Below are 26,135 nucleotides of genomic sequence, written 5' to 3'. Positions count from 1 at the left end.
TTTGTTCAGTGCGCCAGACAAAAAGTCATGTCGCACTGAACTAAAAAAAGCTCATGGGGATGTTGAAATTAAAATGTACCAACAACCTTAACTTGGCCGTCGACTTTGCTCTCATCGATAAAGCCAATTGTATTTGGATTAGTCGCAACTAACTTTAACATTTCGTCTTCTGTTGCAATCATTTCAGGTGGGGTGCCACGGCCGGTAAACACAAGCTTCGACCAAAATGCAGAGTATTGAGATTCTGATTTTCCTAACACACTGTTGTTAAAAGCGTCTCTAACAGTATTGCCTTGCTCAAATGTCAGTGGGATTGCACGAGTGCCGTCGGGGAACGATTTTGCTTTTCCTAAGTAAATCTTTTTTACTGTGTCGATATCTATACCTGTGTTGTTGCTGGCATTAACGATTACGGCGGTACCCGCATAAAGTGGTGCCGATAGAATAAAAAACAGAGCTGCAATTATCTTCATTGAATATTACCTTCAATCGTCACTCTGCAAACTGAGTTTACCTGCTTATTTATAGTCCAGTGCAGAGTCGTGGTTACCATAGGGCACATCACCCTCCCTAAATTATAACCAAGATTTGTAATTTGTCGCACTTCAACAAAAGATGAATTTTACAATAAGGAGCACACATACACTTATGGCTAAACCCAATGCAAAAGGACCAGTTAGAACCGTTCAGATATTTTGTGCCAAATGTCGGGAGCAACTGCTTAAATACCGAAAAGGTGGAAAGGGCGCGTTGGTGAAATGCTTCAAAGAACGCATTGTTGAAGACTACACAAATGAAGAAGGGATTTGCCCCTCCTGTAATGCACAGTTTGCTAGGAGTGCAATGATACGTGGCGCTCCCGCGCTTAAAATAGTGGGCGGTAAAGTGCATATGAAGTGAGATTGTGACAAGGTTTCAAAAAAGGTGTCGTAACGTACAAGTAAGTTACTATTTTTGTTTTTCGGAAATTTTTCAAAAATTAATCGTTTGGGCAATTTGCACTGCCACAAAAATTGCCTAAATTTAAAAATTGCCTAAATTTATAAAGTAGCGCGTGAGCCCGTTAGAACGAAAAGGCTAGCGTGTAGGGTATGGACCAAAAGTCAAAGGAGTGAGTTATTACCTAACTGTTAACCTGAGAAGCTGCATGTCCATTCAAAGAAAATTTCTGTTCTCGGTGTCTGCAGTCATTGCGTTGTTCGCACTGATTGTGGCAATTATCACTGTGGTCACTACGTCGTCGTCCATTTCTGAGCTTGTTAAAGAGCAGAAGAAAAACACTGCCGACCGCTTAGTCAACATTCTAACCGTGACCGACGCCATTATGCTTGAGCGAGTGAAAAGCAGTATGGCGCTTCTGAAGCAGCGAGGAGAAGCCTTGGGGATCCCCAATCAAGGCGACTATATCACTGTAAAAGCAACACAGGCACTAGAGTTAAGTCTGGGGAATGTTCCGCAAGCGAACGATTTTGAATTAGTTGACGGACTGACCAAACTAATGGGAGGTACAGCAACGCTTTTCAGCAAAACCGGTGATGATTATATTCGGGTAAGCACAAACGTCATTAAAAATGGTGAGCGAGCAATTGGCACTAAATTAGCGCCGTCGGGAAAGGCGATTCAGAAAATAAATCAACAGCAAGCTTACTACGGTGCAGTGGATATTCTAGGTAGCCCCTATCTGACAGGTTATGAGCCTATGTTCGACGCAAGCGGACAAGTGATAGGTATATGGTATGTGGGATATTCAGCAGACCTTAACGTTCTAGAGCAAGCGATAAAACAAAGCCATGTTTTAGAGAATGGATTCGTAGCGTTACGAGATGCTAAGGGTAACATTCGTATGCACTCATCGCATGTTAACGATGCACAAGTCACAGAAGCGTTAAATCAAAACGAAGATTGGATTGTGGAAGTGGTGCCTTTTTCTAAATGGGGCTATGACATCATATTAGCTGCGTCAGCTTCCGAGAAAGCAGCGATGGTGAGCAATTCAGTGATATCCTTAGTGCTTAAAATTGTGTTGGCCAGCGCGGGTATTTTGCTCACTGTTTGGTTATTGGTGAAATATATCGTTGGAATACCACTTGATGAGTTTATTGGTGTAGTCAACAACCTTTCAACGGGGGAGGGCGATCTTACTTTTCGCTTCGAGGCAAACCGTAGTGACGAGTTTGGTACCATGGCTAACGCTTTTAATGGTTTACTTACTCAACTACAACAAACACTTCAAAGCGTGGATGAAGCCACTGATAATATGTTGGCAAAATCAGAAGCGCTAAATACTACAGCAATGAGTTCTAAGGAGAGCGTTTCGAAGCTTAGTCAAGAAACCGAATCTATAGACAACGCGATCACGTTGATGCAGCAAAATGCGCAAAGTGTCTCTACTACTATAAGAAGCTCGAGTGACGCAGCTAGTGCTGCTGATACAGATACAAGAAATAGCGTAAGCGTTTTGTCTGACACTATCAAAGATATCCAATCGCAAGCAAATGACGTCGACGCATCCGTACAAGTAATAACCGAATTGGCACAGGCCAGCGAGGAAATTAGTGGCGTTATGGAAGTTATTAGAAACATTGCAGAACAAACCAATTTACTTGCGCTAAATGCGGCAATTGAAGCGGCCAGAGCAGGCGAACAGGGTCGGGGCTTCGCTGTGGTTGCCGATGAGGTGCGTTCACTAGCTAGTCGTACGCAGGCTTCAACGGAAGAAATTCGCATTATGATAGAAAGGCTACAGCAAGGAAGCCGTATTGCTTCTGAAAAAATGCAGCTGAACAAGGAAACCGCGTTTAAGACGGTGGAAACCACTAAGCACGCAGGTGAGTCGTTAAACCAAGCGCTAGAAGCTGTCGCTAGAATCACCGCGCTAAATGAAGACGCCGCTAATCTGGCAGAAGGACAAACTACAGTTGCTGCCGATGTAAATAGAGGGGTAAGCAGTATTCAGCAGGTAGGCCGGGCCAATACCAACTACGCTAAAGAGGTCGTTGATAATTGTGAAGCGTTAGTGCAGCAAATAAAAACCATGCAAATGCAATTGCGCCTCTATCGGTTCTAAATTTCCTTTCGAAGGAAAAACCATTAATCGTAGAAAACGCTGTAAAAATTGTTTTCCTTTAAACTGGTAAGCAACAAAGAGGCATTATTAGTCAAAGTAAAGTCAGAGTGTCAAATGTCCATTACATAACTAAAGGGTGCTTAATAAGCGCTCTTTTTTTGTGCATTTAAATTGTAACATGCACAAAGTCACAGCATGAAAATGTTTCAAAACTGAAACATTTTAGTAATGTTACAAATCAGCTTACCCTGTACAGAAGTTCAGTCGAATTAATGAATAAATAAACTTATTTTCAGGCTGTAAGTTATTGAAATATATGTTGTGTGATGTTTTTATTATTATTTTTGTTAAGTGCTTGCTGCGCATACGTATGTATAAGAATTTATACCTTCCTTATACAAAAAAGCGGAAAGCAAAAATGGTTAATGAGGGTAACACACAAAAGTATAAGCTGAGTAAATCAGCTAAAGTTGTAAACGCACTGTTGGCAGGGGCATTGTCACTGGGTGCGGTATCAGTAAACGCTTTGGCAGAAACGCTATGGCTAGAAGACTTTGAAGCAGCCGAGCTACAAGACAAAGGCGCAACAGGTACTAATCCCGGCGGAGCAGTTCTAGATCTTGAAGGCGTTGAACGTTGGTCAATTGATGTTTCCGCAGGAGCATTAACTGCAACCTCAGATTGGTTTCGCGTTGAAAACGGCGCTATGCAAGCGCGTGATGTCGATGGCGAAGTGGTTTGGTTGAGTGAATCCATTGATATAGCTAGTGCAGGTGATGTCACTATCAACGCAGTACTTACTCAAAGCGGAACATTTGAATCGTCAGACTACATTGATGTGTTTTATTCAATTGATGGAGGTGCTTTTGAGCTTATAACAATTACCGAAGGCGCATCAAATACTGTACAAGATGACTTCGGTAATGCCACGGTAAATGAAACAATTGGTAGCGGAAGCACGTTAGTATTGAAAGTCGCCATGGCTAATAATGCAGGCACAGAATACTTAAATTTAGATAGTATTTCGGTGACGGGTAGCGGTGCCTCTGATGGCACAGGCAATGGCGGTGATAACCCTGATAACGGGGGCGAGCCTTCTAACGAACTCCTTTTCTTAAGCGGTACTTGCTTTAACTGCCCAGATTTAGAAGCAATCAATTTAGCGAGTGATTTTGTAGCATCGGACTACTATGCCGCTTTAGATGCAGCTATTGCTAGCGGTGATAGTGCACAATCACTGAGAGAAACAACACACAACATCATTGAAAACGGTCATCGCACATTATCATACTCTGAGGTGTGGACTGCGCTTACCTACACCGATGAAGACCCTGCAGATACTGACAATGTTATCTTATTTTACAAAGGGATATCACAAGGTAAGTTCACCAATGGAAGCGGTAGCCAAAGCTCTAATCAAGAAAATTGGAACCGCGAACACGTATGGGCAAAAAGCCATGGCTTTTCAAGTTCAAGCTTAACGGCATACACAGATATCCTTCACCTGCGCCCAACAGACATATCAGTAAATAGCTCTCGCGGTAATTTAGACTTTGACTTCAGCGATAGCGCACTTGCCGAAGCACCCGAAAACCGTGTTGATAGCGATTCTTTCGAGCCGCGCGATGCAGTAAAAGGCGACGTTGCACGCTCTATGCTTTATATGGATGTACGTTACGACGGTAACACCGTAGGTGATACCGAAGAAGATTTAGTATTACTAAATCGCCTAACGTCTACTGATGAAGCAGCATTTGGTAAGCTTTGTGTGCTGCTTCAGTGGCATGAAAGCGACCCAGTAGATGAATTTGAGCGTCGCCGTAACGAGCGTGTGTTTGAATTCCAAGGGAACCGTAACCCGTTTATTGATAAGCCTGAACTTGCTTCGCTTATCTTTAATGAAAGCTGTGATGGCTCGGGTGGTGACACAGGCGGTGATACTGGAGGTGACACAGGCGTCGATACCGGCGGAGACACCGATGGTGATAATGGGCCGTCAACCAATAGTGTTTACATCTCAGAGTATATCGAGGGTGGTGGCTTTAACAAAGCGATAGAGCTTTTTAATAGCTCGACTCAGCCTGTGAGCTTGTCTGGTTATGAATTAGTTTTACTTTCAAACGGTGATACTGCCGACGCCGACCGTAAAGTACTAGCGCTTGAAGGCGAAATTCCTGCCGGTGGTGTGGCAACGTTTGCACACGGGAGTGCTGATGCATTGCTTACAGCTGGCTCTACAATCAGCAGTTTCGTAATGAACTTCAATGGTGACGATTACGTTGAGTTGGTATACAACGGCCAGGTTGTTGATGCATTGGGTACTTATGGGGTTGATACTGACTGGGGTAAAGATGTTACGCTAGTGCGTAAGAGTTCAGTAACAAACGGAAACCCAAACCGCAACCCTGCGTTTACTACTGACGAGTGGGATAGCTTTCCAAAAGATACGCTTAGTAATTTTGGCGGCCACAACGGTTCTGTGAGTGAACCAACGGATCCTACCGACCCCACTGACCCAACAGATCCTACTGACCCCATCGCTGAAGTAGTGCTTATTAGTGCAATTCAAGGCAGCGGTGAAGAATCAGCGCTTGTCGGCACGGATGTGATTGTTGAAGCAGTAGTAACCAAAGTTGTGCCTGCTATGAGTGGTTTCTTCGTTCAGGAAGAAGCGAATGATTCAGACGGTAATACGGCAACATCTGAAGGTGTATTTGTTTACGCAGGTTCATTTAGCCTTCCTGAAGCAAGCGATACGGTGCGTATAGCAGGTACAGTAGGCGAGCGCTTTGGTGTAACCCAATTATCCATGTTTGCTGATGTAGAGGTTACGGGTACTGGTAGCAGTGTGCTTTACACACCAATCGCTATGCCGTTTAGCCTTGATACTGATTTAGAAGCACTAGAGGGCATGCATATTAGTTTTGAGCAAACCCTTAAAGTCTCTGATATTTACAATCTTGGGCGCTATGGGCAGTTTAACGTGTCGTCAGAACGCTTATTCATTCCTACTAATCAGTTTGTAGCGGGTTCACAAGAAGCGCTGGCGTTAGCGGAAACTAATGCGCGAAACACTTTATTGGTTGAGGATGGAGCTACCTCACAGAATTTGGATGGAATCCCTTTCCCTGTTGGTGGCTTATCGCATAATAATCCGCTGCGTTTGGGTGACAGTGTAGAAGCCCTTGAAGGTGTATTACATTATGCCTTTGGTGCTTACAACCTTATCCCTGTTGGTGATATCCAAACTGTACGTACTAATCCGCGGATTGCTGCACCACAGCTAAACGCAATTGGTGATGTAAGAGTTGCTAGCTTCAACGTGCTTAACTATTTCAACGGTCCAGACTTTCCAACTTCTCGCGGCGCAGATTCAGTTGCTGAATTTGAACGTCAGAAAGCGAAAACAGTATCTGCCATTGTGGCAATGAATGCAGACGTACTTGGCCTCGTTGAAATTGAAAACGATGGTTATAGCAGCGATTCTGCAATTGCGACATTAGTAGACAGCGTGAACGCTGAACTAGGCAGTGATGAGTACAACTACGTTGCATTAGAGTCTCTGTTAGGCGGTGATGAAATTGCTGTAGGTATTATCTATAAGCCTGCGGTAGTTTCGCTACAGGGTAACCCTGTGACTTCATCTGACGCACCATTTGACTATGGCAACCGTCAACCTTTACTACAAAGCTTTAGCGTGAACAATAATGGCGAAGACTTTACCCTAGCAATAAACCACTTTAAGTCGAAAGGAAGCTGTGGCAGTGCTACAGGCAACAATGCTGATTTAGGTGATGGTCAAGGCTGCTGGAACGAACTACGTACCCAGGCAGCACAAGGCCTAATTTCTCTTGTTGAACAAAACAGTGACGTCTTGTCTGACCGCGTTATCGTAATGGGGGATTTGAATGCCTATGCGAAAGAAGAGCCTATACTAGCTCTTGAAGAGGCTGGCTACAGCAACTTGGTTAACTTCTTCGATGGCGATAGTGCATATTCGTATAGCTTCGGCGGCGAAATAGGTTATCTAGATCATGCCTTATCAAGCCCTTCATTAACTGAATATGTGGTAGACGCAACGGTATGGCACATTAATGCAGATGAACCCCGCGTATTCGACTATAACGTTGAATTTAAGACTGAAACTCAGCTTTTTAGTTACTACGGCGCTGATGCTTATCGCTCGTCAGATCACGACCCAGTAGTGGTAGTGCTTAATTTCCCAGAAGAAGTCACAGTTGGAGATTTTGATGGTGATAACGATGTGGATTACAACGATATCATGGCCTTTTATCAACTGTTTTTACAAGGGCAAGCCAAGGGTGAAAACTACGATTTCAACGGCGACGGCCAAATTAGCTTCTTCGATATTCAGGCATTAATGGCGATGTGTACACGCGCTAACTGTGCAATTTAATTTAAGGAAAATAACAATGAAAAAATTCTTTTTACTATTAATGGCTACAGTAGCTTTCAATGCAAATGCAGCGCTGATTTCGATTAAAACAGATAAAGATACTTACAATGTTGGCGAGACGATTACAGCAACGGTGAGAGCTTCAGAGTTGTCAGAAAGTGGCGCTCAGACATATTTCTTCGGGTATGATATAGCTGTTTTTTTTGATTCGCTGTTTGTTAGTTTTGACCCAACTACGGTTACGGATCTAGGTGCTATTGGGGTGCCACTTTTTGGTCCCTCAAATGATAGTTCATCTAATTCAGCGTCATTAAGTAGCGCTACTTTTGGCCCTGTGGAGCTTTTTCAAGCTGGCAAAACTGAGGTAGACATTTTCTCCTTTGTTTTAGTGGCGTTAAGTAGCGGAACGGTAGACCTTTCATTTGCTAAGGCTGAATTATCAAATAACATTGGGTTTAACCTTCTCCTCGAGGCCCCCAGAGGCACTAGCTTCGAAATCGCCCAAGTACCTGCACCAGGTACATTCGCGCTATCGCTTCTGGCTTTAGGTGGTATATTTTTCGCTCGTAAGCGTGCGAATTCATAGACCTTAAATGCCAAAAGTTTGAGCCCAGCCAAGTGCTGGGCTTTTTTATGTCTTTTGCTATTTACATGCGGCTTTAAATGAACCACACTGAATAAAAATACAATAAGTGCGTACCATGTTAGAAACCATTTCTTTTTCTCAACGCCAGCGACTGGCTTATATCGATTTCTGCCTTTTGTTTAAAGGAGCTATTCATCGGCAGGATTTAATAAATCGTTTTGAGGTAGGGCTATCGGCAGGCTCTCGCGACTTTACGCTATACAAAGAATTAGCGCCGGATAACTTAATTTATGATCCAAGGGAAAAGCGTTATTTCCAAACGGAAAGTTTTATCCCAGTTTTCGAGCACGATGCTAAACGCACGCTCGTAAAGCTTGCCAACGACATATCAGACGGTTTCGATGCTATTGGCGATGTACATTTCCCGGTAGAAAGTGCATCTTCCCTGAACGTGCCTGATATTTTTGTGGTAGCGAAAGTAGTACAAGCCATAGTCAACAAAAAGGCGATGAGCGTTATTTACACGTCGCTGTCTAGTGGCAGTGGCGCACGTGAACTCGTGCCGCATAGTATTGTTGACAACGGCCAGCGCTGGCATGTGCGCGCCTTCGATAGAAAATCACAAAGCTTTCGCGATTTTGTGCTTACAAGAATTAGTAAGGTTACAGTTAAAACTGAGCCTGAAACCCACGAATGCATTGAACACGATGAAGAGTGGGGAAGACTTATCTCACTTGAAATAGTGCCTCACCCGAAGAATATCAAATATTCTACGGCAATAGAGCTTGATTACGCTATGGAAGAAGGAGTACTCAAATTAGAGGTACGCGCGGCTATGGCAGGGTATTTACTCCGCCGCTGGAATGTTGACTGCACAAAACATGCGAGTTTGCGCACTGGCGAATACCAGCTTTGGCTTAGAAATCAGCAGAGTTTGGCAGACACTGATAACCTTGCCATTGCCCCAGGCTATGTAGGCGAGAAAGAGCCTTATACAGCTTAGAGACCGTTTACATGCGTTAATATTGATGTTCGGCAAACCTAGCCCACAAGTACAAGCGTCTTTATTAACTGATGTATCTTTTAATCGTGGTAATTAGGGTGTCTTTGTCTAAGGGCTTGGAGAGGAAATCGTCCATGCCCGCAGCTAAGCACTCTTCTTTATCTTCCGCAAATGCATTTGCAGTTAGTGCGATTATAGGAGTGTTAGTTTCCAGTGTTTTTCTTAAAATTATTGAAGCTTCGATACCGCCCATAACTGGCATATTGCAGTCCATAAGTATCAGGTCGAACTTGTGTCGTTTGCTTACTTCAACGGCATCGCGACCATTTTTAACATGCAAAAATTTATAGCCTTCTGTTTGCAATATAGCTTTAACAATCTCGGCATTAATTTCGTTGTCTTCGGCCAATAGTATCCGTTTCTTTTTGTTGATTTCTTGAATCTCTTGGCGACTAACAGGTTTTGCTTCAATTAACTTACTTAAATCGTTTTCCAGTTCACGTCTGTTGATTGGCTTAGCATGAGTCTTCCAAATACTTTCAAGTATTTCGTGTTCGTCTTCCAGTCTTTCTAGCTCAGCCGAAATTAATATTACTTTAGGAAATTTAGGCGGTTTTAAACTTTGAAGCTTATTAAGTAAATCTACGCCGCTCATTTCTGGCATAGAGAGGTCAAGAATTATGACATCAAAACTAAACGGTTTGTCATCTAAAAATGCATTTGCACTCTCATAGCTGCAGGGCTCAATCGACATAGACGCAACGATGTGCTCAAAGTATTCGCGACTGGTTTGAAGGTCGTCAATGATTGCACAACGCAAGTTAACGCTAGGCACAATATTGATTTCTGGCAGCTGTGCTTCTCTTGTCAGCATTGTGAAGGTAAATGTACTGCCTTGACCTGAGAATGAGGCCACATTTATATCGCCACCCATTAAGTTAGCTAGCTGTTTTGCGATGCTAAGCCCTAGCCCTGTGCCACCAAATTCTCGTGTTGTAGATTGGTCAGCTTGTTCAAATTTTTTAAAAATGTTTTCTAGCTTAGAAGAGGGTATGCCAATGCCTGTATCGATAACATCAAAGATAAGGCGATTGCCATTTTCATTTTTAGCGTGTGTCACTTTTAGCGTTACCGAGCCTTCAGCCGTAAACTTAATCGCGTTGCTTAGCAGGTTGTGTAAGATTTGCGCTATTCGCGTTATATCTCCTTCGATAACATGGGGAAGATCAGCGTCTTTTAAATAGTGAAATTCGAGCCCTTTGCGTTGGCAATAAACCCGTTGTAACGACACCACATCGTCTAGTACTTGTAGTAAATCAACAGGGGCTTGCTCTATTTTTATTTTGCCCGCTTCAATCTTTGATATGTCGAGAATGTCATTAATCAAAACTAACAGCTGCCGGCCGGCTGTTTTTGCCTTTTTTAAGTACAAGTTACTTTTTTCGGGGTTATCTATTGCCAGCTCAATCATGCCAAATAAACCATTCATAGGCGTACGTAACTCATGGCTCATGCTTGAGAGGAATTCTGATTTTGCTTTACTGGCTTTCTCGGCTTTTTCTGCGGCATTTTGTGCTAATTCTTTCGAGTGCTCTAGCGCGTTAATAGAGCGTTTAACCTGACGCTCCATAGGAAAGAAAATAAGCGCGGCTTCTATACTCAGTAGAGCAAGTGCTGCAAGCCACAGGTACATTTCAATACTAAGAACTGTATCTACACGTGATATTGCGTCTTGTTCTAATTGGCTTACAACATTGTCTAGCTGCTGTAGAAGCGAGGTAAGCTCTTCAACCGGCATAAGGGGAGACGTTTCGCAACGTGCATTTGTTAACAAGGTCTCAGCTCTATCGACAAAGTTTTTGACTTTTGAATCAAGCTGTCCTTGTTGAAAATAAGTGTTAAACGTTTGAGTAGGCAGGTGTTCCAACGAAACAAGATACTTATGATTTTGTTTGAATTTAGTAAGATCTTGCTTTAAATAGCCTAATTCTTGGCTGTTTCCACACAATGTCGATGAAGCTGCCAGCATCGCTATGCGTTGCGACAGCATACGCTGCTGGCCTGCAATATTAATAATTTCTCCATCCTGCTTTTGTTCTTTAATTAACCCTGAAAGAATTAAAAAAGACAAGGTAATTAGCGATGCTGTTAGCGCTAAAGCAACGATATATCGAAAACGTATGGACATAAGGTAAAGAAATGCACAGTGGTAACTAAAAGATAATAGATGCCAAGTGGTTACGCAATGTGCTGAGCAAATTACTTTTTTAAGTGACCCTATTCATTATCGCTTGGAAAATGGTTTGGCTCCCAGCCACGCAATACCGCTTCTTTAGTGTAAAACTCTGCTTCTTTATCGTTTAGAAAATGGGAGTCAATTGCAGGTGATGCGGCTGTTTTAGGTGCACCATCTCCAAAAGATTGGTATTCGGAAAACCGTGCTTCTGTGTGGGGACTAAATGGTCTCTTTATACCTGATAGCGTAGTTCCACCCATAGTAGTCCATCGCTTTTGGATGATATGACCTGCCATATAGGTGTTTATAAACGTGGTTTTACCTACAGCGTAAGGGTTTGCATATCGGCCATCTGAAAAGGTGGTTGTTGGATGCCACGGTCTACCCAGTACCACGCTTTCATCTGGAACGCCGTTTTCTCTTTCAAGCCTACAGTTGTTGAAAGTAAGTCCATATGGGCGCTGTAAATGGGTGCTTGGGGCGGTTATGTAGCCCGTTAGTCCTTCGCTGTCACCACCTGAATGACGTGCTCGGGAGATAATAGAAACGCTTTCAAAAAATGCGGTGCCCTCACCAAAAATGAAGTCAATATGTCCCGCTATTGTTCCGCCTTCAATCAAAGCGCGGTCACCTTTTAAATAGAGGGTGTCTTGATAACCCCAAAGTGCGACATTTTTAAGGTAAGTGCGATCTGAGTTCACGTCGGTTTTAAGCGCTACTGCTTGCGTGCCTGATAATCGAGTAGGGTCATCTTTTGCTTTGACCTCGTTACCGGGATAATCGAAATCATTGGTGATAGTAATATTTTCGACAGTGATGTTATCACCTAAAATCTCTACCGTGGCAGTGCGACGAGTTCCCCATTTTTCATCAGAGTTCTCTGCGACGTCTTGACCTGCATATCGATTGAAAACGACAGTCGTGGTTTCTTGCGACTGGCCTATCAAGTGGATATTATCAGCGTTAATGACGACACGCTCTCGATAAATGCCTTCGTTAATAAAGACGGTCCATACTTTATCTTTTTGTGGCTCGTGAGACTCGATATAAGCAACAGCTTGGGACACAGAGTTAAAATGAGGTAAAGCTTCCTTACTTACGTCACTGTCATGTGATTTAGCTACCACTACATCCGTCGTTGCTGGCATTGCCGCGCTTAATCCACTGAAAAGTATACCTGCCAGCAACACAAAGGCTAAACTAAGACTGACACGTGCTTTATTAAATTCCATAGTATTTATTCTTCTACAGCCCGTGCTTGTTAAATGGTTGGCTATTAATAAACACATTGTTTATTGAAAGATGCGCTACGTTTTCGATAACGGCATCTTTAAGCGCACGTTTTATCGTTATGTTATTCAACGTCAACCCAGAAATAGGCGTATGATCATACCCGCGAAGCACAAAGGCCCGGTTAGCTGACGCAACGTTTAAGTTCTCTATAGTGATATCTTCCAGTAGAGGAGGGAATTTACCGGCATCACCTTCTTCGTAGAAGAAATTCACGACAACAGCGTCTTTCACCGTCCCAATATCGATATTGCGATAGTTTAGATTTTTTAGGTGTCCACCCCGAATACTGTTGGTTTTAATTCTAATGCCGCGGTCTAAATCAGGGCTACTCATGGTGCAATACTGAGCATAGAGATTCTCTACACCACCGGATATCTCACTGCCTATTACAACACCGCCATGCCCCGCCTTCATCTCGCAATGTTCTATGACAATATTGCTGCAGGGAACATTGACCCTTCTGCCGTCTGCATTGCGTCCAGATTTAATGGCGATGCAATCGTCCCCTGTATCAAATGTACAGTTAGAGATAAGAACGTTCGTGCAGCTTTCAGGGTCGCACCCGTCCGAATTTGGGCCGAAACTTTTACAGTACACGTCGTTAACGGTGACGTTCTTGCAAAGCACAGGGTTAACCAGCCAAAATGGAGAGCGCAGAATGGTTACACCCTCAATAAGTACATTTTCACAGCCGTAAGGTTGTATAAACGGAGGGCGCAGGTAATTATTTTCAAAAACGCGGTCACTAACGGGTGTCCCTTTTTCTACCATTTCTTGCAGCGTGTCTCTGGTATATTTTTGGTTCTCAACCGGGTCGTCACCCCATGTTGAAGCCTTCCACTTACCTTTCCATGGCCACCAGTTGTCTTTCGCCGCGCTACCGTCAAGCGTACCTTTGCCGGTAATTGCGATATTAGTTTGCTCAAACGCATAAATAAGAGGGGAGTAACCCATCAACTCCATACCTTCCCAGCGAGTAAAAACGTATGGTTTGTAATCATCTGTATGGGTAGAAAATCGAATGGTTGCGCCTGCCTCAATATGCAAGTTTATATTCGACTGTAGGTGAATAGGGCCTTTGCATAGCCAGTCGCCTTTTGGCACAACCACTTTGCCACCACCTTGGCGTGCGACTTGGTCGATAGCTGCATGTAACGCTTGCTTAAAGTCACTACCATTTTCTTTTAAATAGTCGGTAACATTAGCTTCGCGCTTTGCAAAGGTGGGGCGCTTTATCATCCCTTTAATAAGGTTTGCCTCAGCGTCCCACTGGCGTTGCGTCCTTCCCATTTCGGTCACATTTGCACATCCAGATAGGAATGCTGGAACACCTAAAGCCACCCCAGAAGCTGCAACAGTGGTGGCGAGGCCAGACTTTAAAAAGTGACGTCTGGCATTCGGTGAGTTAGGTCGGACCATCATATACCCCTTATATTTACGATTTAGCGCTTTTTACTTATTCAAATAATGTGCAGCCAGAATGAATGGACCTACACCTTTCGCGTCGTTTGCTCTGATTGGCTCACTCATGTAGTAGTCGAATGAACCATCTCTATATGGATTTCCACCAAGACCAGCAACAGCGCAAACTTGTTCAAGGCTGATAACGTTAGTTTCTGGATTAACCGAAATCATTTGATCAAGAAGTCCAGCAAACCCTTTTTCTGCGTAAGTTTTGTATTTTTCAGGAAGAAATTTAAGGCTTGAACCTTTAGCCATAGCGTAGGTCAGCATTGCCGTACCTGATGCTTCAAGGTAGTTTCCTTCTCGACTGCCCAAGTCAGTAACCTGATACCAAGTGCCCGAATTATGTTGATAGGTAAGCGTAGCGTCGATAAACGCTTTAAAGCGCGCTTTTAGCCACGGTGTTTTTGGGTGTTCGGCAGGAACAACTTCTAGCACATCCACCATTGCCATAGCATACCAACCTAGCGAACGTGACCAGTGATGTTGAGAAAGACCTGTTTCTTTATCAGCCCACTTTTGCTTTTTAGATGCGTCCCAGCCATGCAAGGGGAGGCCTGTTTTTTCGTCGTAAAGGTGCTCTTCAATGAGTTCAAATTGCAAAAATACGTCGTCTAGCTCTTTCATATCGCCGTACTTAACAATGTACTCGGCATAAAAAGGTGCTCCCATGTACAGGCCATCAAGCCACATTTGGTCTGGATAACGTTTCTTATGCCAAAAGCCGCCTTGTTTGGTACGTGGGTGAGTAGTAAGCTGCGTTCTAAGTAGGTCAGCGGCTTTTTTGTACTTAGGGTTGCCAGTTTCTTCATAAAGAAAAAATAACACCTTACCCGGGTTAACCATATCAATATTGAACTTGTTGATATCATAGGTTTTGATACTTCCGTCATCTTGAACCAACATGTCGTAGTAACCTTTTACATAAGACAGGAGACGGGGATCTTTAGTATCTTGATAGACTTCCGTTATGGCAAGGAGATTGAGACCGTGAACGTAATCCCACTGGGGCTTCTCGTCCCAGTCGATTTGCCAAGCTTCTGGGAAACGCACCATCTCAGACTCTATCATTCTCATAGACCATGATTGTGTGTTGTCGAGAGGCATTTGTACCCAATCATTTGCATTAGCAGCGGAAGAAACAAACGCCGTGCAAGCTACAACGGAAGCTGCGCGTAGAATACCTTTTAGCATAACAAACCCTTATTTTTATAACATTGTAAATACACTCTGTGCTACCGGTAGCATAATGATTTTTATTTGCTTGTATGTCAACGAAATTATTTATATTTTTTAACTTTTATTTTACTTCAAGTAAAAGCTGCAAGTTTTAACTAAGCATATGTATATAAAAGATTAAATCTAATTTTCTCTCTTCATTTGGCTGAAGTCTAGATTGCCTTTTACGATCAATATTATCTTCTGAACTTATACATATAATAAATTTTTTCAATAAAATAGTTGCCACCGGTAGCATAACTAATTAGGATGTAAATCAAATGTAAAGCTTGAGTGTTTTTTTCGGGGTTTACATTATTGCCGAAGGGAAGTTTTGCGTTGATAAAAAATAGAGCTGTACCCTGCAATGCTTCTTATTCATGGTTTTGGTGGTTACAAAACCACTGTAGAGAATTAAATAGAATTGGCGCGTCTTCACTTTCTTAACAGCCAAAGCGTGCCATTGGTTAATATAGATTATTGGCGGCAATGACCTCCAAAATGTTATCCGGTGGCATAAAGGGAAGTGAAATGGTTAAATACGGTAAATGTTGAATTTGTGTTAATTTGAAAGGTTCACAAACTTTTCAGAAGCATCTTCACTTTTTCTCAGTATGTGCGTCGCTTATAAATATAAAAACCGGAGAAACAACAATGTTACCAAAGAAAAAGCAACTCGCTGTTCTTGTCACGTTAGCGTTGTCAGGCGCACATATTCATGCGCAAGAAGCCACAGACGAACAAACTAGTGAAACCGAAGCGCAAAATATGGAGGTCATAGAGGTATCTGGCTTTCGTGGGTCGCTCAATAAATCACTGATGGAAAAGCGAACGTCCGTTAACAGTAAAGAATCTATCGTTGCCCAAGACATTGGTAAATTCCCGGACTTAAATATTGCAGAGTCTATTCAGCGCGTTCCAGGCGTAGCGATTTCTCGTGAGGGTGGAGAAGGCCGTCAAATTACCTTGCGCGGTTTAAGCCCATCATTTACCCGTACAACACTTAATGGCATGGAAGTACCAGCAAGTACAGATGGAACAGATTCAGGCGGTGGCGTAAACGGTGGACGTGGCTTTGATTTTAATATTTTCGCTTCTGAACTGTTTAATCGTGTAGATATTCAGAAGTCGCCTACAGCTTCAATGGAAGAAGGCGGTATTGCAGGTACCGTTGATTTGTACTCCGCAAAACCGTTCGATTATGACGGCTTTAAATTCGTATCGTCCCTTCAAGGTGGCTATAACAGCATTACTGAAGAGACCGATCCTCGCGCAGCTTTCATGATCAGTAACCGTTTCGCTGACGACAAGGTGGGCGTGCTTTTCTCGGCCGCTTTCTCAGAGCGCACAGTAAGGCAAGAAGGCTTCGGTACCGTTCGTTGGACAACACCGGTTCGTGATGGCGGCGGTATTTTTGCAGATACGTCTGATACTGTGGTGAACGGCACGCCAGACGTGGGCAATTGCGAGTTTCAAGGCGAATCTGTTGATCCCATCAACTGCTTGTGGACGCCACGCCTTCCACGACCTGATTACTTTGGTAATGACCAAGAGCGTACCGGTTTTACGGGTTCTATCCAGTGGGCTGCCACTGATAATTTCACTTTAACCTTAGACGGTTTGGTATCTAAACTAGATAACACCCGTACTATGTACAATTTCTTCCATATGTTTAGAAGTACGTTTTCAGAGATTACACCCACTTCTATTACAGTACATCCTAATGGCAAGCAGGTTCTAGCCGGAAGTTACGACGGTATCAAGTCACGTATAGAGAGTCGTTTGCAGGAATCAACCACTGACTTTAGTCAATTTGTGATTTCTGGCGAGTGGTTTATTGGTGAAAATATTAAATTAGATATGATGGCCGGCACTGCAGAATCTGATGCTCGTTCAGAGCAGTATCGTTACAACATGACGCTGTTAGAAGAAACTAGCTACGGTTTTGATTTTAGTAATAACATTAACGCTCCTCAGCTCACTTACGGTTATGACGTCAACGACGCAAGTAACTATAATCTTTCAGATGGTCGTTTACGTGCTACTGATGTATTGCGCGAAAACGATACGGTTAAGTTTGATGCCACTTACCTTGGCGACGAAGTCACTATTAAGGCCGGCTTTGCTTATAACGATCGCGTAGTAACCTACAGTGAAGAGCAAATTAATGGCTTCCCAGATCAAGATTCGGCGGTCGGCTTTGCTGAAATGATGCCGGTAGACGATTTTGGTAGTGGCTTTGATGGTCCTCTAGACCCATTTCTTGTTGCTGACTTTGACGCAATAAATAGTCAGCTTCTAGACGTAGTCTGGACACCGCGCTCTGCACAAAGCTGGCAAGTAGGCGAAGAAACTTCTGCTGCTTATATTGAGATGGACACGAGTTATGAGATTGGCGATATGCTGCTTCGCGCTAACTACGGTGTACGCTATGTGAAAACAACCACCACCTCTGAAGGCTTTATTCAAGGCGAAACGGTACAAATTGAAAATGACTACAATAACTTTTTGCCGGCAGTTAACTTAGCACTTGAGGCCACTGATGACGTTGTTGTACGCCTTGGTCTAACCCAGTCAATGACGCGCCCAAGCTTGAACTCATTAAACCCTGGTAACCCTAGCTTTGATTATATTAACGGCTCGGTAAGCGTGGGTAACCCGTTCCTTGACCCGTTCACTTCAGACAACGTGGATTTTGGTGTTGAATGGTACTTCGACGACGAAGCGCTACTAGCAGCAACAGTGTTCTACAAAGACATTGATAACTGGATTGTTCGCGCATCTGAAGAGCGTCTAGTTGATAGTGCCTACTACGACTTTATCGATAACGATGCACAGTTTGACCCTGTAATTGCGCTAGACCCTCGTACTATTCCATACGAGCATAGTAGCCCAATTAACGCTGAGGACAGAAGTGTAAGCGGTTATGAGCTTATTTATCAGCAGCCGTTAAGTTTCTTACCAGGCCTGTTCGAAAACATGGGTATTGTGTCGAACTACACTCACGTTAACGCAGACGACATCGAAGGTATGAGTGAAACATCGTACAACTTTACGGTGTATTACGAAACAGACCAATACGGCGCGCGTGTGTCAGTTAACAAACGTGACGATTACCTGACAGACTTTACTGGCAGCAATGGTAACGTTGCACACGGCACGACAGGGCCAACGCAGGTAGATTTCTCGTCATTTTATAACGTAAACGACGAACTCACGTTAACCTTTGAAGTCATTAACCTAACTGACGAGTACGAGCGTTTGTTTACCACGGGTGATGGCTCATTGGATTTGGTACGTGAGTACAACCATACGGGTCGTCAGTTCTTCTTGGGCGCTCGTTATACTATGTAAAATAACAGACTGACCAAGCATATTGGTGAGCCTAAGATAATAATTAAATGTTGTGTTCCGTGAAGACGGGTGTGTTTGGCCATCGTAATGATGGCCTTTTTTATGTGCATTAAAGGCGGCTTAGGCCGGTTTCGACACTCTTCTGCAGGGCTTTTGATGCAACTTGCATTGCAACAGTGGGCATCTTTAAAAGGAGAAGTATGTGAGAAATCCAAGTAACTCCACCACAGGAAAAATATTCAACGCGCTGTACTACAGTCTTGCTAGCGTTATTGCCGTAACGAGTACTTTTGCAGTGGCGGACCGACAAGGTTCGAGTTCGCTTCACATTAGTTCCGCGGCCCAATCGAGCGCTTATGCACTTACCGGTTCGGGTTCCCATAGTGCTTCAATCCAAAGCGCTACTAATAAAGGCAGTGAAGAGGCTGTAAAAGCTCCACCCCACAAAAAGCCAGTTACCCTACATCTGGTCGGCGACTCAACCATGTCAGACAAGCCTATGTTGTCATATCCAGAGCGTGGGTGGGGGCAATTACTTCCTGAATTCATGCTGCCAAATCTAAATATCAAAAACCACGCGGCTAACGGCAGGAGCACGAAGCGATTTGTTGACGAAGGGCGTTGGCAGCTTCTGTTATCCGAACTCTCTGAAGGTGACTTTGTGGTAATTCAGTTTGGTCATAACGATCAAAAGCTGTCGGACCCCGCTCGCTATGCCGACCCGGAAAATGCTTACCCAGCTTACTTGAATCAGTTTGTTCAGGATGTTGAAGCAAAAGGGGCATCAGTGATTATCGCAAGTAGTATTTGCAGGCGTCATTTCACTGAGGAAGGTGTTTTGAAACGCACGTTGTTGGCGTATTCCGATGCTGCGAAGAAAGTGGCAGCACAAAATAACGTGCCATTTATCCCTATGAACGCTTTAACCTGTGATTTTCTTGCTCAGGTAGGCGAGCCTAACAGCAACCATTACTTCATTAAGGTGCCCGCCGACCTATATGCGCGCTATCCTGAAGGTAAGAACGACGACACTCACTTGAACGTAGTTGGTGCTGCAAAAATGGCGCAGATATTCGTTCGAGAGTTAAAAGCAACAGCGCATCCGCTGGCAAAATACGTTTATCGAGACACTCTATAAATCAAACTAAACAAAGCGGTGCGCCAATATGTGGTGTGCCTCGCCTATTTAAACTAACGCACTGCAACCTATCTTAGCTAACTTGCTGACGCATCGTTATCAATTTTGTATGTGATGAGTGATTAGTGAGGAGGAGGGAAGACAAAAGAGAAAAGGGAGGGTCACATACCGACTATAGCGACGGTATGTGATTATTAAAGGCATCACTTGATATTATGGCACCTGGGTAGGTTATTACGGTGGCTGCCACTTTTGCTCCATAGCTCGCGCTTTCAACAGGCTTTCTACCTGCAAGTCGAGCTGCCATATAACCGCCATTGAATGCATCGCCAGCAGCTGTTGTATCAACCACTTGCTCAACACGCTCAACAGGTACAATACATTGTTCTTTGTGGCAGAGTATATGAACGCCGACTGCCCCGTTTTTCATAACGATTTCTTCAATCTGTTTGTCGGCTAAATAGCTAAATATTTCATCAGCATTAGTGTGGCCAAACAGCATTAAATGGTCGTCAGCACCTGGGAACGCTAAATCTGCTTCAGCATAAGCCTTACCTGTCCAGTACTTGGCATCTTCTTGAGATGACCAAAGGCGAGCTCGATAATTAGGATCAAAGGCAATCTTACTTCCTTTGGCCTTGAGGGACGAAATCAGTTCGAAAAGTGTAGCGCGCTGTTCGTCATCTAAAATGGCAATAGAGATACCGCTCAAATAAAACCAATCACAAGCAAATTCAGCGCCCTCCATAATGTTGAGCGTCTGTGTTGCTGCAGATTGGTTACGCCAATATGCAAAGGTTCTTTCACCTTCGTTGTCGTTGCGGATCATATACAGGCCAAGGTTGCGCGACGACGAGCGAAATACTAAATCAGTGTTAATTTCGTGCTCACCCATTTTAAACAGCAGCTCATCGCTTAAAAAGTCTGCGCCGATCGCCGTAAAGTAACTAATGGAAGATGAAGGCAAGCAGCGTTTTAAATAAACCGCAGTGTTGTACGTGTCGCCAGCAAAGCTTTTCGCCATCAGATTATTATCTGCGTTTTCATCGCGCGTACTAACTGATGACTCACGCTGAGTGCTTCGAAGCTCTACCATGCACTCGCCAAAAATAACCATTCTTTGGTTGGTATCAACTATGCTCATGCCGCAGCCTCATCAAACAATGTTAGGCTTTGTTGACATGCCAAAGTTATAGCTTGCCAATTTTTTGCTTCAATGGCTGCCTTCGGCATCATCCATGTACCGCCTACTGCTCGAACATTGCCAAGCGAGAGATACTCATTCGCGTTGTCGCCATTAATGCCGCCGGTAGGGCAGAAGCAAACATCGCTAAATACACTTGAAATCGCTTTAAGAAAAGGGGGGCCGCCGCTAAGACTCGCAGGAAAGAACTTCATCTCGCGAATGCCTTTTTGGTGCGCCAAAAGAATGTCGGCAGGCGTAGCGACGCCCGGCAAAAAGGGGGCATTAGACGCAATCAGAGTATCGAGCAATGTCTCTGAGCTTGTGGGCGTTATCAAAAATTGCGCGCCTGCATCCAACGCTTCAAATACGTGGTTGCGATTTAACAATGTGCCCATACCCACAACGAGTTCAGGAAACTGTTTTCTAATCGCTGACAGGGCTTCAAATGCTGCGTCGCTGCGTTTCACTACTTCTATGTTGCACAGGCCGCTATTTGCAATTGCTTCTGCTAGGTGAAGCCCCTCGTCAACAGATTTAGGCTGAATAATAGGAAGCAATGGGGCGCCTTTAAGCATGGAAAAGGTACTTTTCATCACGCGGTTCCTTTTAGTGAATCTAGCGAACTTTCTGTTAACGTAGTGGGAGCAGAACCTTGCTGACTTTCGTTGCTGTTTTCGTGCGATAAAATGTTAAGCAGCTGATCAACTTTTTCGAGCACTTTTTCTTTGAACGTAGTGTTTACCGACAGTTCGGCGAACATGGTTTCAAGAGAGAGCAATTTTTTTGCAAGATCTATTGCCTGAAAGTCTACCGATTTTGCTGTAGCCCTTAACATACTATCTAGCGGGTCGGTGATAGTTTCGTTTAAACGTGCCTTGTTGTTTACAAATAGGCACCAGGCCGCAACGGCACTGCAGAGCAAATCAATATTTCGTTTTGTTTTTAGGTTATCGCGTACTGTGTCGAGAATTCGAAATGGGATTTTCTGTGACCCATCCCAAGCAATTTGCGACAACAGGTGGCGAATATGCTTATTCTCATAGCGCTTAACAATGTCTTGTGCGTAAGCGTTCAGGTCGAAGTCTTGTGTTCCGTTATCGGCATTCTCGTTATCACTGGATAGAGACGGAACAATTTCTTCTTTCAACATGGTTTGAATCAGTTGCTTTATGGCTGGGGTACGCATCGCGTCGAATACGGTTTCCTTGCCAAGCAATAACCCTATGTAGGCCAGTGTTGAATGTGTGCCGTTTAGAATGCGAAGCTTAGCTTTTTCAAAGAAGCTCACATCATGAGTAAAAGTAACGCCAACTTTATCCCAAGCAGGTCGTGGGCCAGAAAAATTATCTTCAACCACCCATTGAGTAAATGCCTCTCGCTGAATAGGCCAGTTATCAGTTAAACCCAGCTCAGCGGCAACGTTGGCTTTAAAGCTGTCTTCAGTCGCTGGCGTAATACTGTCAACCATAGTGCAGGGGAAGGCGATGCTCTCGCTTATCCACTGGCCGAGTGATTCATCCGTTTTATTGGCGAACTCGGTCACCGCTTTTTGCAGCTTTTTACCGTTGTCTGACACGTTGTCACAGCTGATAATGGTAATATCTGCATAGCCTGCCTGCTTACGTTGTGCTAGTGCTTGCACAATTAGACCAACTGCACTTACCGGTGTTTCTGGCGTGACTAAATCAGCTTTAATATCTGGATGATCAGTATCTAGATGACCTTGTGCATTAAGGCAATAGCCCTTCTCTGTCACGGTAAGCGTCACAATTTTAGTTTGCTTGTCTACCAGCGCAGCAACAATGTCTTCACGATCATGTGCTAATGTTGAAAGGGTTTTAATTGCGCCGATAATGTGGGTTTCAGGCTCGTTATCAACAATACACAACGCATAGAGATTGTCTTGTGTACTCAACGCTTCTTTAAGTGATGCGCTGCGCATTGACACACCGTGAATGCGCCAGTCACCGCCATAAGCCAGCGCCTTTTCGGTATAATACGCTTGGTGCGCACGGTGAAAGGCGCCTGGACCAATGTGCACAATGCCACAACCGGTTGCTTCCAGGTCGTAATTTGGTTTACTTACGCTGTCACTTAAAAGAGGTAGCGTTGAAATTGATAACGGCTTTGTCATGATTACCCCAGTTTGTACGCTTGTTTAGCAAAATCATAAGTGAGTTTTCTTGCAATGCTGGCGGCTTCTGTTTCGCTGATGCGGTGCTCCACAACTAGCTGTGCAAGGAAGCGACAGTCAATGCGTCTGGCAACATCATGACGTGCAGGAATAGACAAGAACGCGCGCGTATCGTCGTTAAAACCAACAGTATTGAAGAAACCTGCGGTTTCTGTCACTTGATGTCTAAAGCGCAACATGCCTTCAGGGCTATCGTGGAACCACCAAGAAGGGCCAAGTTTCAGGCAAGGGTAGTGGCCTGCAAGTGGTGCTAATTCACGGCTGTACGTGGTTTCATCTAATGTAAATAGAATAATGTCGAGGTTAGGCTCGTTACCGTATTTACCGAGTAACGGGCGAAGCGCTTTAACAAAATCTGTTTGCATTGGAATGTCGTGGCCTTTATCGCGACCAAACTGTGCAAAGAGCTGACTGTTGTGGTTTCTAAACGAACCAGGGTGAATTTGCATCACCATGCCGTCTTCTACACTCATTCCCGCTAATTCGGTAAGCATTTGCGCTCTAAATAGCTCTTGCTCTTCAGCGTTACTGTTTCCACTTCTTACTTTATCGAATAAAGCAATGCACTCAGCTTCACTTAAATCAGCTGTGTTCGCAGTTGGGTGTCCGTGATCGGTTGCTGTCGCCCCGTGCTCTCTAAAGACGGCACGTCGTGCACGAATTGCGTTCAGGTAGCCCTGCCAGGTTGCAGTGTCTTCACCGGTGAGCTCACCAAGCTTCTCAATGTTTGAAACAATATCTTCGCGTGAAGCATCGACTACATCATCAGGTCTAAAGGTGGTAATAACCCGCTTTGCCCAAGGTGTATCTTTAATCGCTGCGTGATGGGGAAGGGCATCAAGCGCACCTTCGGTGGTAGCAATCACTTCAATATTGAAGCGGTCCATCAAGGCGCGAGGCTTAAAGTCATCCCCTTGAAGCTGCGCGGTGATGTGGTCGTAATAATGCGTTGCGTTGTCGCTACACAACATCTCTCGCAAACCAAATACATCATGAAATACAGTGTCTAACCACAAACGCGATGGTGTGGCAGCAAATAGATGATAGTTATCTGCCAGAAGTTTCCAGATTTTACGTGGATCCTTTTCCGTTTCGCCGCCGTCCCATCGTGGCACACCAATATCGGTTAATTTGATACCTTGGCTATACAGCATTCTGAACACATAGTGATCAGGGGTGATAAATAGCTCGGTTGCATTGGTGAAATTATTGTTTTGTGCAAACCAACGTGGGTCAGTATGGCCATGCGGACTTATGATAGGGAGATCTCGAATTTCCTTATACAGCGCCTTTGCAACACTTCGGGTTGCTTCATCGGCAGGAAAAAGTCTATCTTCATGTAATAATATCGATTCCATAACGCTCTCTTTTAGAGGGTGACGCCACGTTTCCAAATAGCAATCTCATGGCTGCCATTCTTCTCGTTGCAGGTTTGTTGACCAGATGCCACTGCCAAGCAATGTTGGAGTAGCGCTTCGGCACACTTATCGATAGAGACGCCTTCTAGAACTTGTCCAGCGTTAAAATCTATCCAATGTGGCTTCTTATTAGCGATATCTGAATTTGACGATATCTTGACTGTGGGTACAGGAAAACCAAGGGGCGTGCCTCGGCCTGTGGTGAATAAAACGATATGTGCCCCCGATGCTGCCAACGCCGTTGAACTAACGGCATCGTTACCAGGTGCTTGTAATAAACTTAAGCCTTTATCTTGCTTGGGTTCGCCATACTGCAAGATGGACTGAATAGTAGACGTTCCACCTTTTTGAACCGCGCCGAGAGATTTTTCCTCTAGCGTGGTTAAACCGCCTGCCTTATTGCCTGGAGACGGGTTTTCGTAAATAGGTTGGTTGTGGGCGATAAAGTAGTTCTTAAACTCGTCAATCAGCGAATTAAACGCCTCAAATACGTTTCTGTTTTTAGCACGATTCATTAACAGCTGTTCGGCGCCAAACATTTCAGGCGTTTCGGTTAAAATAACCGAGCCACCTAGATTACACATTAAATCAGTAACACGCCCTACTGTTGGGTTGGCAGTGATACCGCTAAAAGCGTCGCTACCCCCACACTTCATGCCTAAGGTTAATTCGCTAGCGTTGATGGGCTCACGTTTGTCATTAGCCATTACTTTTAACAAGTCATAAACCGCATTGACGCCTTCTTCTAATTCATCTACCACTTCTTGTGCGTTATAGAAGCGAACCCGATTTGCCGGTTTATCAACGTGAGGCAGTAAACTCTTAAGCTGATTGTTTTCGCAACCCAAGCCTACAATTAACACCGCACCAGCGTTCGGGTGAGATGCGAGAGAGGCTAAGATAGTGCGCGTGTCATCTAAATCATCGCCCAGCTGAGAACAGCCAAAAGGGTGGGTAAATGCGCGGAACCCGTCGCACTCGCTAGCGAAACGACGATTACATTCGTTGGCAATACGGTCTGCTGTTCTATTTACGCAGCCTACGGTATTGATGATCCATACTTCATTGCGAATACCCACTTTTCCATTTTCTCTCCTGTAGCCCATGAACTGTAACCCAGAAGTAAGATGGCTTTGTTTAGAAGCGGTATTTGATGGGGCGTAAACGTATTTTTCAGTGCCTTTTAACTTAGTTTTTGCGTTATGGCTGTGAACATGTTCACCAGCATTAATTTGACGTGTTGCAGCACCAATGCTGAAACCATATTTTACGATGTCGCCACCGTCTGACATGGTAACTAAGGCAACTTTATGGCCAGCAGGAATGTCTTGGCTAATTGTAATGTCATATTCAGCGATGAAAGTGCCAGCCACGATAGGGCAGGTTGCAACCGCAACGTTATCGTTAGTATGCACTTTAACTAGTTGTGTTTTAACGTCCATTACAAGTCCTGCTTTATCTTTACGGCTTACTTAACTGCTAAACGTTGTTAAATGAGTACCGAGTCTTTAAAAAGAGCGATAGATTGGAAAACGTTGCTTTTTACGCTCTGTTTACAAAT

The 26,135-nt window shown here is 44.1% G+C and carries 17 protein-coding genes; 7 read left to right on the top strand and 10 right to left on the bottom strand.

Annotation, left to right across the window (positions count from 1 at the left end):
• Positions 1–68: 68 nt before the first annotated feature.
• On the bottom strand, positions 69–473 hold the full coding sequence (locus ACXAFM_RS01585) for a type 2 periplasmic-binding domain-containing protein (protein ID WP_474826311.1): 405 nt from the start codon (positions 471–473) through the stop codon (positions 69–71).
• A 175-nt stretch (positions 474–648) separates the two neighbouring features.
• On the opposite strand from ACXAFM_RS01585, the gene ACXAFM_RS01580 reads away from it, so the two are divergent.
• From ACXAFM_RS01580 to ACXAFM_RS01560, 5 genes are all read left to right on the top strand, one after another.
• Positions 649–900 (top strand): hypothetical protein, encoded by a 252-nt coding sequence (locus tag ACXAFM_RS01580; RefSeq protein ID WP_474832927.1) that lies wholly within the window; start codon positions 649–651, stop codon positions 898–900.
• A gap of 247 nt (positions 901–1,147) precedes the next feature.
• Positions 1,148–3,067, top strand: a complete 1,920-nt coding sequence (locus tag ACXAFM_RS01575; protein WP_474832924.1) for a methyl-accepting chemotaxis protein — start codon at positions 1,148–1,150, stop codon at positions 3,065–3,067.
• A 418-nt stretch (positions 3,068–3,485) separates the two neighbouring features.
• A complete protein-coding gene (locus ACXAFM_RS01570) occupies positions 3,486–7,484 on the top strand; it encodes an ExeM/NucH family extracellular endonuclease (RefSeq protein ID WP_474832921.1) in 3,999 nt (1,332 codons plus the stop codon).
• A gap of 16 nt (positions 7,485–7,500) precedes the next feature.
• Positions 7,501–8,070: a hypothetical protein gene (locus ACXAFM_RS01565; RefSeq protein WP_474832919.1), complete on the top strand. Its 570-nt coding sequence runs from the start codon at positions 7,501–7,503 to the stop codon at positions 8,068–8,070.
• A 115-nt stretch (positions 8,071–8,185) separates the two neighbouring features.
• Complete coding sequence (locus tag ACXAFM_RS01560; protein ID WP_474832916.1) at positions 8,186–9,073, top strand: WYL domain-containing protein; 888 nt, start codon at positions 8,186–8,188, stop codon at positions 9,071–9,073.
• A 64-nt stretch (positions 9,074–9,137) separates the two neighbouring features.
• Here ACXAFM_RS01560 and ACXAFM_RS01555 read toward each other — a convergent pair whose 3' ends face one another.
• The 4 genes from ACXAFM_RS01555 to ACXAFM_RS01540 all read right to left on the bottom strand — a co-directional run bounded on the left by ACXAFM_RS01555 (position 9,138) and on the right by ACXAFM_RS01540 (position 15,260).
• Positions 9,138–11,261: a response regulator gene (locus ACXAFM_RS01555; RefSeq protein WP_474832914.1), complete on the bottom strand. Its 2,124-nt coding sequence runs from the start codon at positions 11,259–11,261 to the stop codon at positions 9,138–9,140.
• Positions 11,262–11,350: 89 nt separating this feature from the next.
• On the bottom strand, positions 11,351–12,541 hold the full coding sequence (locus tag ACXAFM_RS01550) for a pectinesterase family protein (RefSeq protein WP_474832912.1): 1,191 nt from the start codon (positions 12,539–12,541) through the stop codon (positions 11,351–11,353).
• A 13-nt stretch (positions 12,542–12,554) separates the two neighbouring features.
• The gene (locus tag ACXAFM_RS01545; RefSeq protein WP_474832909.1) at positions 12,555–14,021 is read right to left on the bottom strand and encodes a glycoside hydrolase family 28 protein; all 1,467 of its coding nucleotides are present in this window, start codon (positions 14,019–14,021) and stop codon (positions 12,555–12,557) included.
• 33 nt (positions 14,022–14,054) lie between these two features.
• On the bottom strand, positions 14,055–15,260 hold the full coding sequence (locus tag ACXAFM_RS01540) for a glycoside hydrolase family 88/105 protein (protein WP_474832905.1): 1,206 nt from the start codon (positions 15,258–15,260) through the stop codon (positions 14,055–14,057).
• Between the two features lie 678 nt (positions 15,261–15,938).
• Between ACXAFM_RS01540 and ACXAFM_RS01535 the strand changes: the two genes are divergently transcribed.
• On the top strand, positions 15,939–18,638 hold the full coding sequence (locus ACXAFM_RS01535) for a TonB-dependent receptor (RefSeq protein ID WP_120958982.1): 2,700 nt from the start codon (positions 15,939–15,941) through the stop codon (positions 18,636–18,638).
• Between the two features lie 202 nt (positions 18,639–18,840).
• Positions 18,841–19,776, top strand: coding sequence for a rhamnogalacturonan acetylesterase (locus tag ACXAFM_RS01530; RefSeq protein ID WP_474826291.1), 936 nt, complete (start codon positions 18,841–18,843; stop codon positions 19,774–19,776).
• 172 nt (positions 19,777–19,948) lie between these two features.
• On the opposite strand, the gene ACXAFM_RS01525 is transcribed toward ACXAFM_RS01530, so the two are convergent.
• From ACXAFM_RS01525 to ACXAFM_RS01505, 5 genes are read right to left on the bottom strand one after another with little or no spacing between them, the layout of a single operon-like run.
• On the bottom strand, positions 19,949–20,920 hold the full coding sequence (locus ACXAFM_RS01525; protein WP_474826289.1) for a sugar kinase: 972 nt from the start codon (positions 20,918–20,920) through the stop codon (positions 19,949–19,951).
• The gene (eda, locus tag ACXAFM_RS01520) at positions 20,917–21,555 is read right to left on the bottom strand and encodes a bifunctional 4-hydroxy-2-oxoglutarate aldolase/2-dehydro-3-deoxy-phosphogluconate aldolase (protein WP_474826287.1); all 639 of its coding nucleotides are present in this window, start codon (positions 21,553–21,555) and stop codon (positions 20,917–20,919) included. The genes ACXAFM_RS01525 and eda overlap by 4 nt, the downstream gene beginning before the upstream one ends.
• Positions 21,555–23,096, bottom strand: coding sequence for a mannitol dehydrogenase family protein (locus ACXAFM_RS01515; protein ID WP_474826285.1), 1,542 nt, complete (start codon positions 23,094–23,096; stop codon positions 21,555–21,557). The genes eda and ACXAFM_RS01515 overlap by 1 nt, the downstream gene beginning before the upstream one ends.
• Before the next feature lie 2 nt (positions 23,097–23,098).
• Positions 23,099–24,514, bottom strand: a complete 1,416-nt coding sequence (gene uxaC, locus ACXAFM_RS01510; protein WP_370243961.1) for a glucuronate isomerase — start codon at positions 24,512–24,514, stop codon at positions 23,099–23,101.
• 11 nt (positions 24,515–24,525) lie between these two features.
• A complete protein-coding gene (locus ACXAFM_RS01505; protein WP_474826282.1) occupies positions 24,526–26,016 on the bottom strand; it encodes a UxaA family hydrolase in 1,491 nt (496 codons plus the stop codon).
• Positions 26,017–26,135: the final 119 nt, after the last annotated feature.

This window comes from Alteromonas sp. ABD4_190, from assembly GCF_056160105.1.
This window is presented reverse-complemented; position numbering and strand designations above follow the sequence as displayed.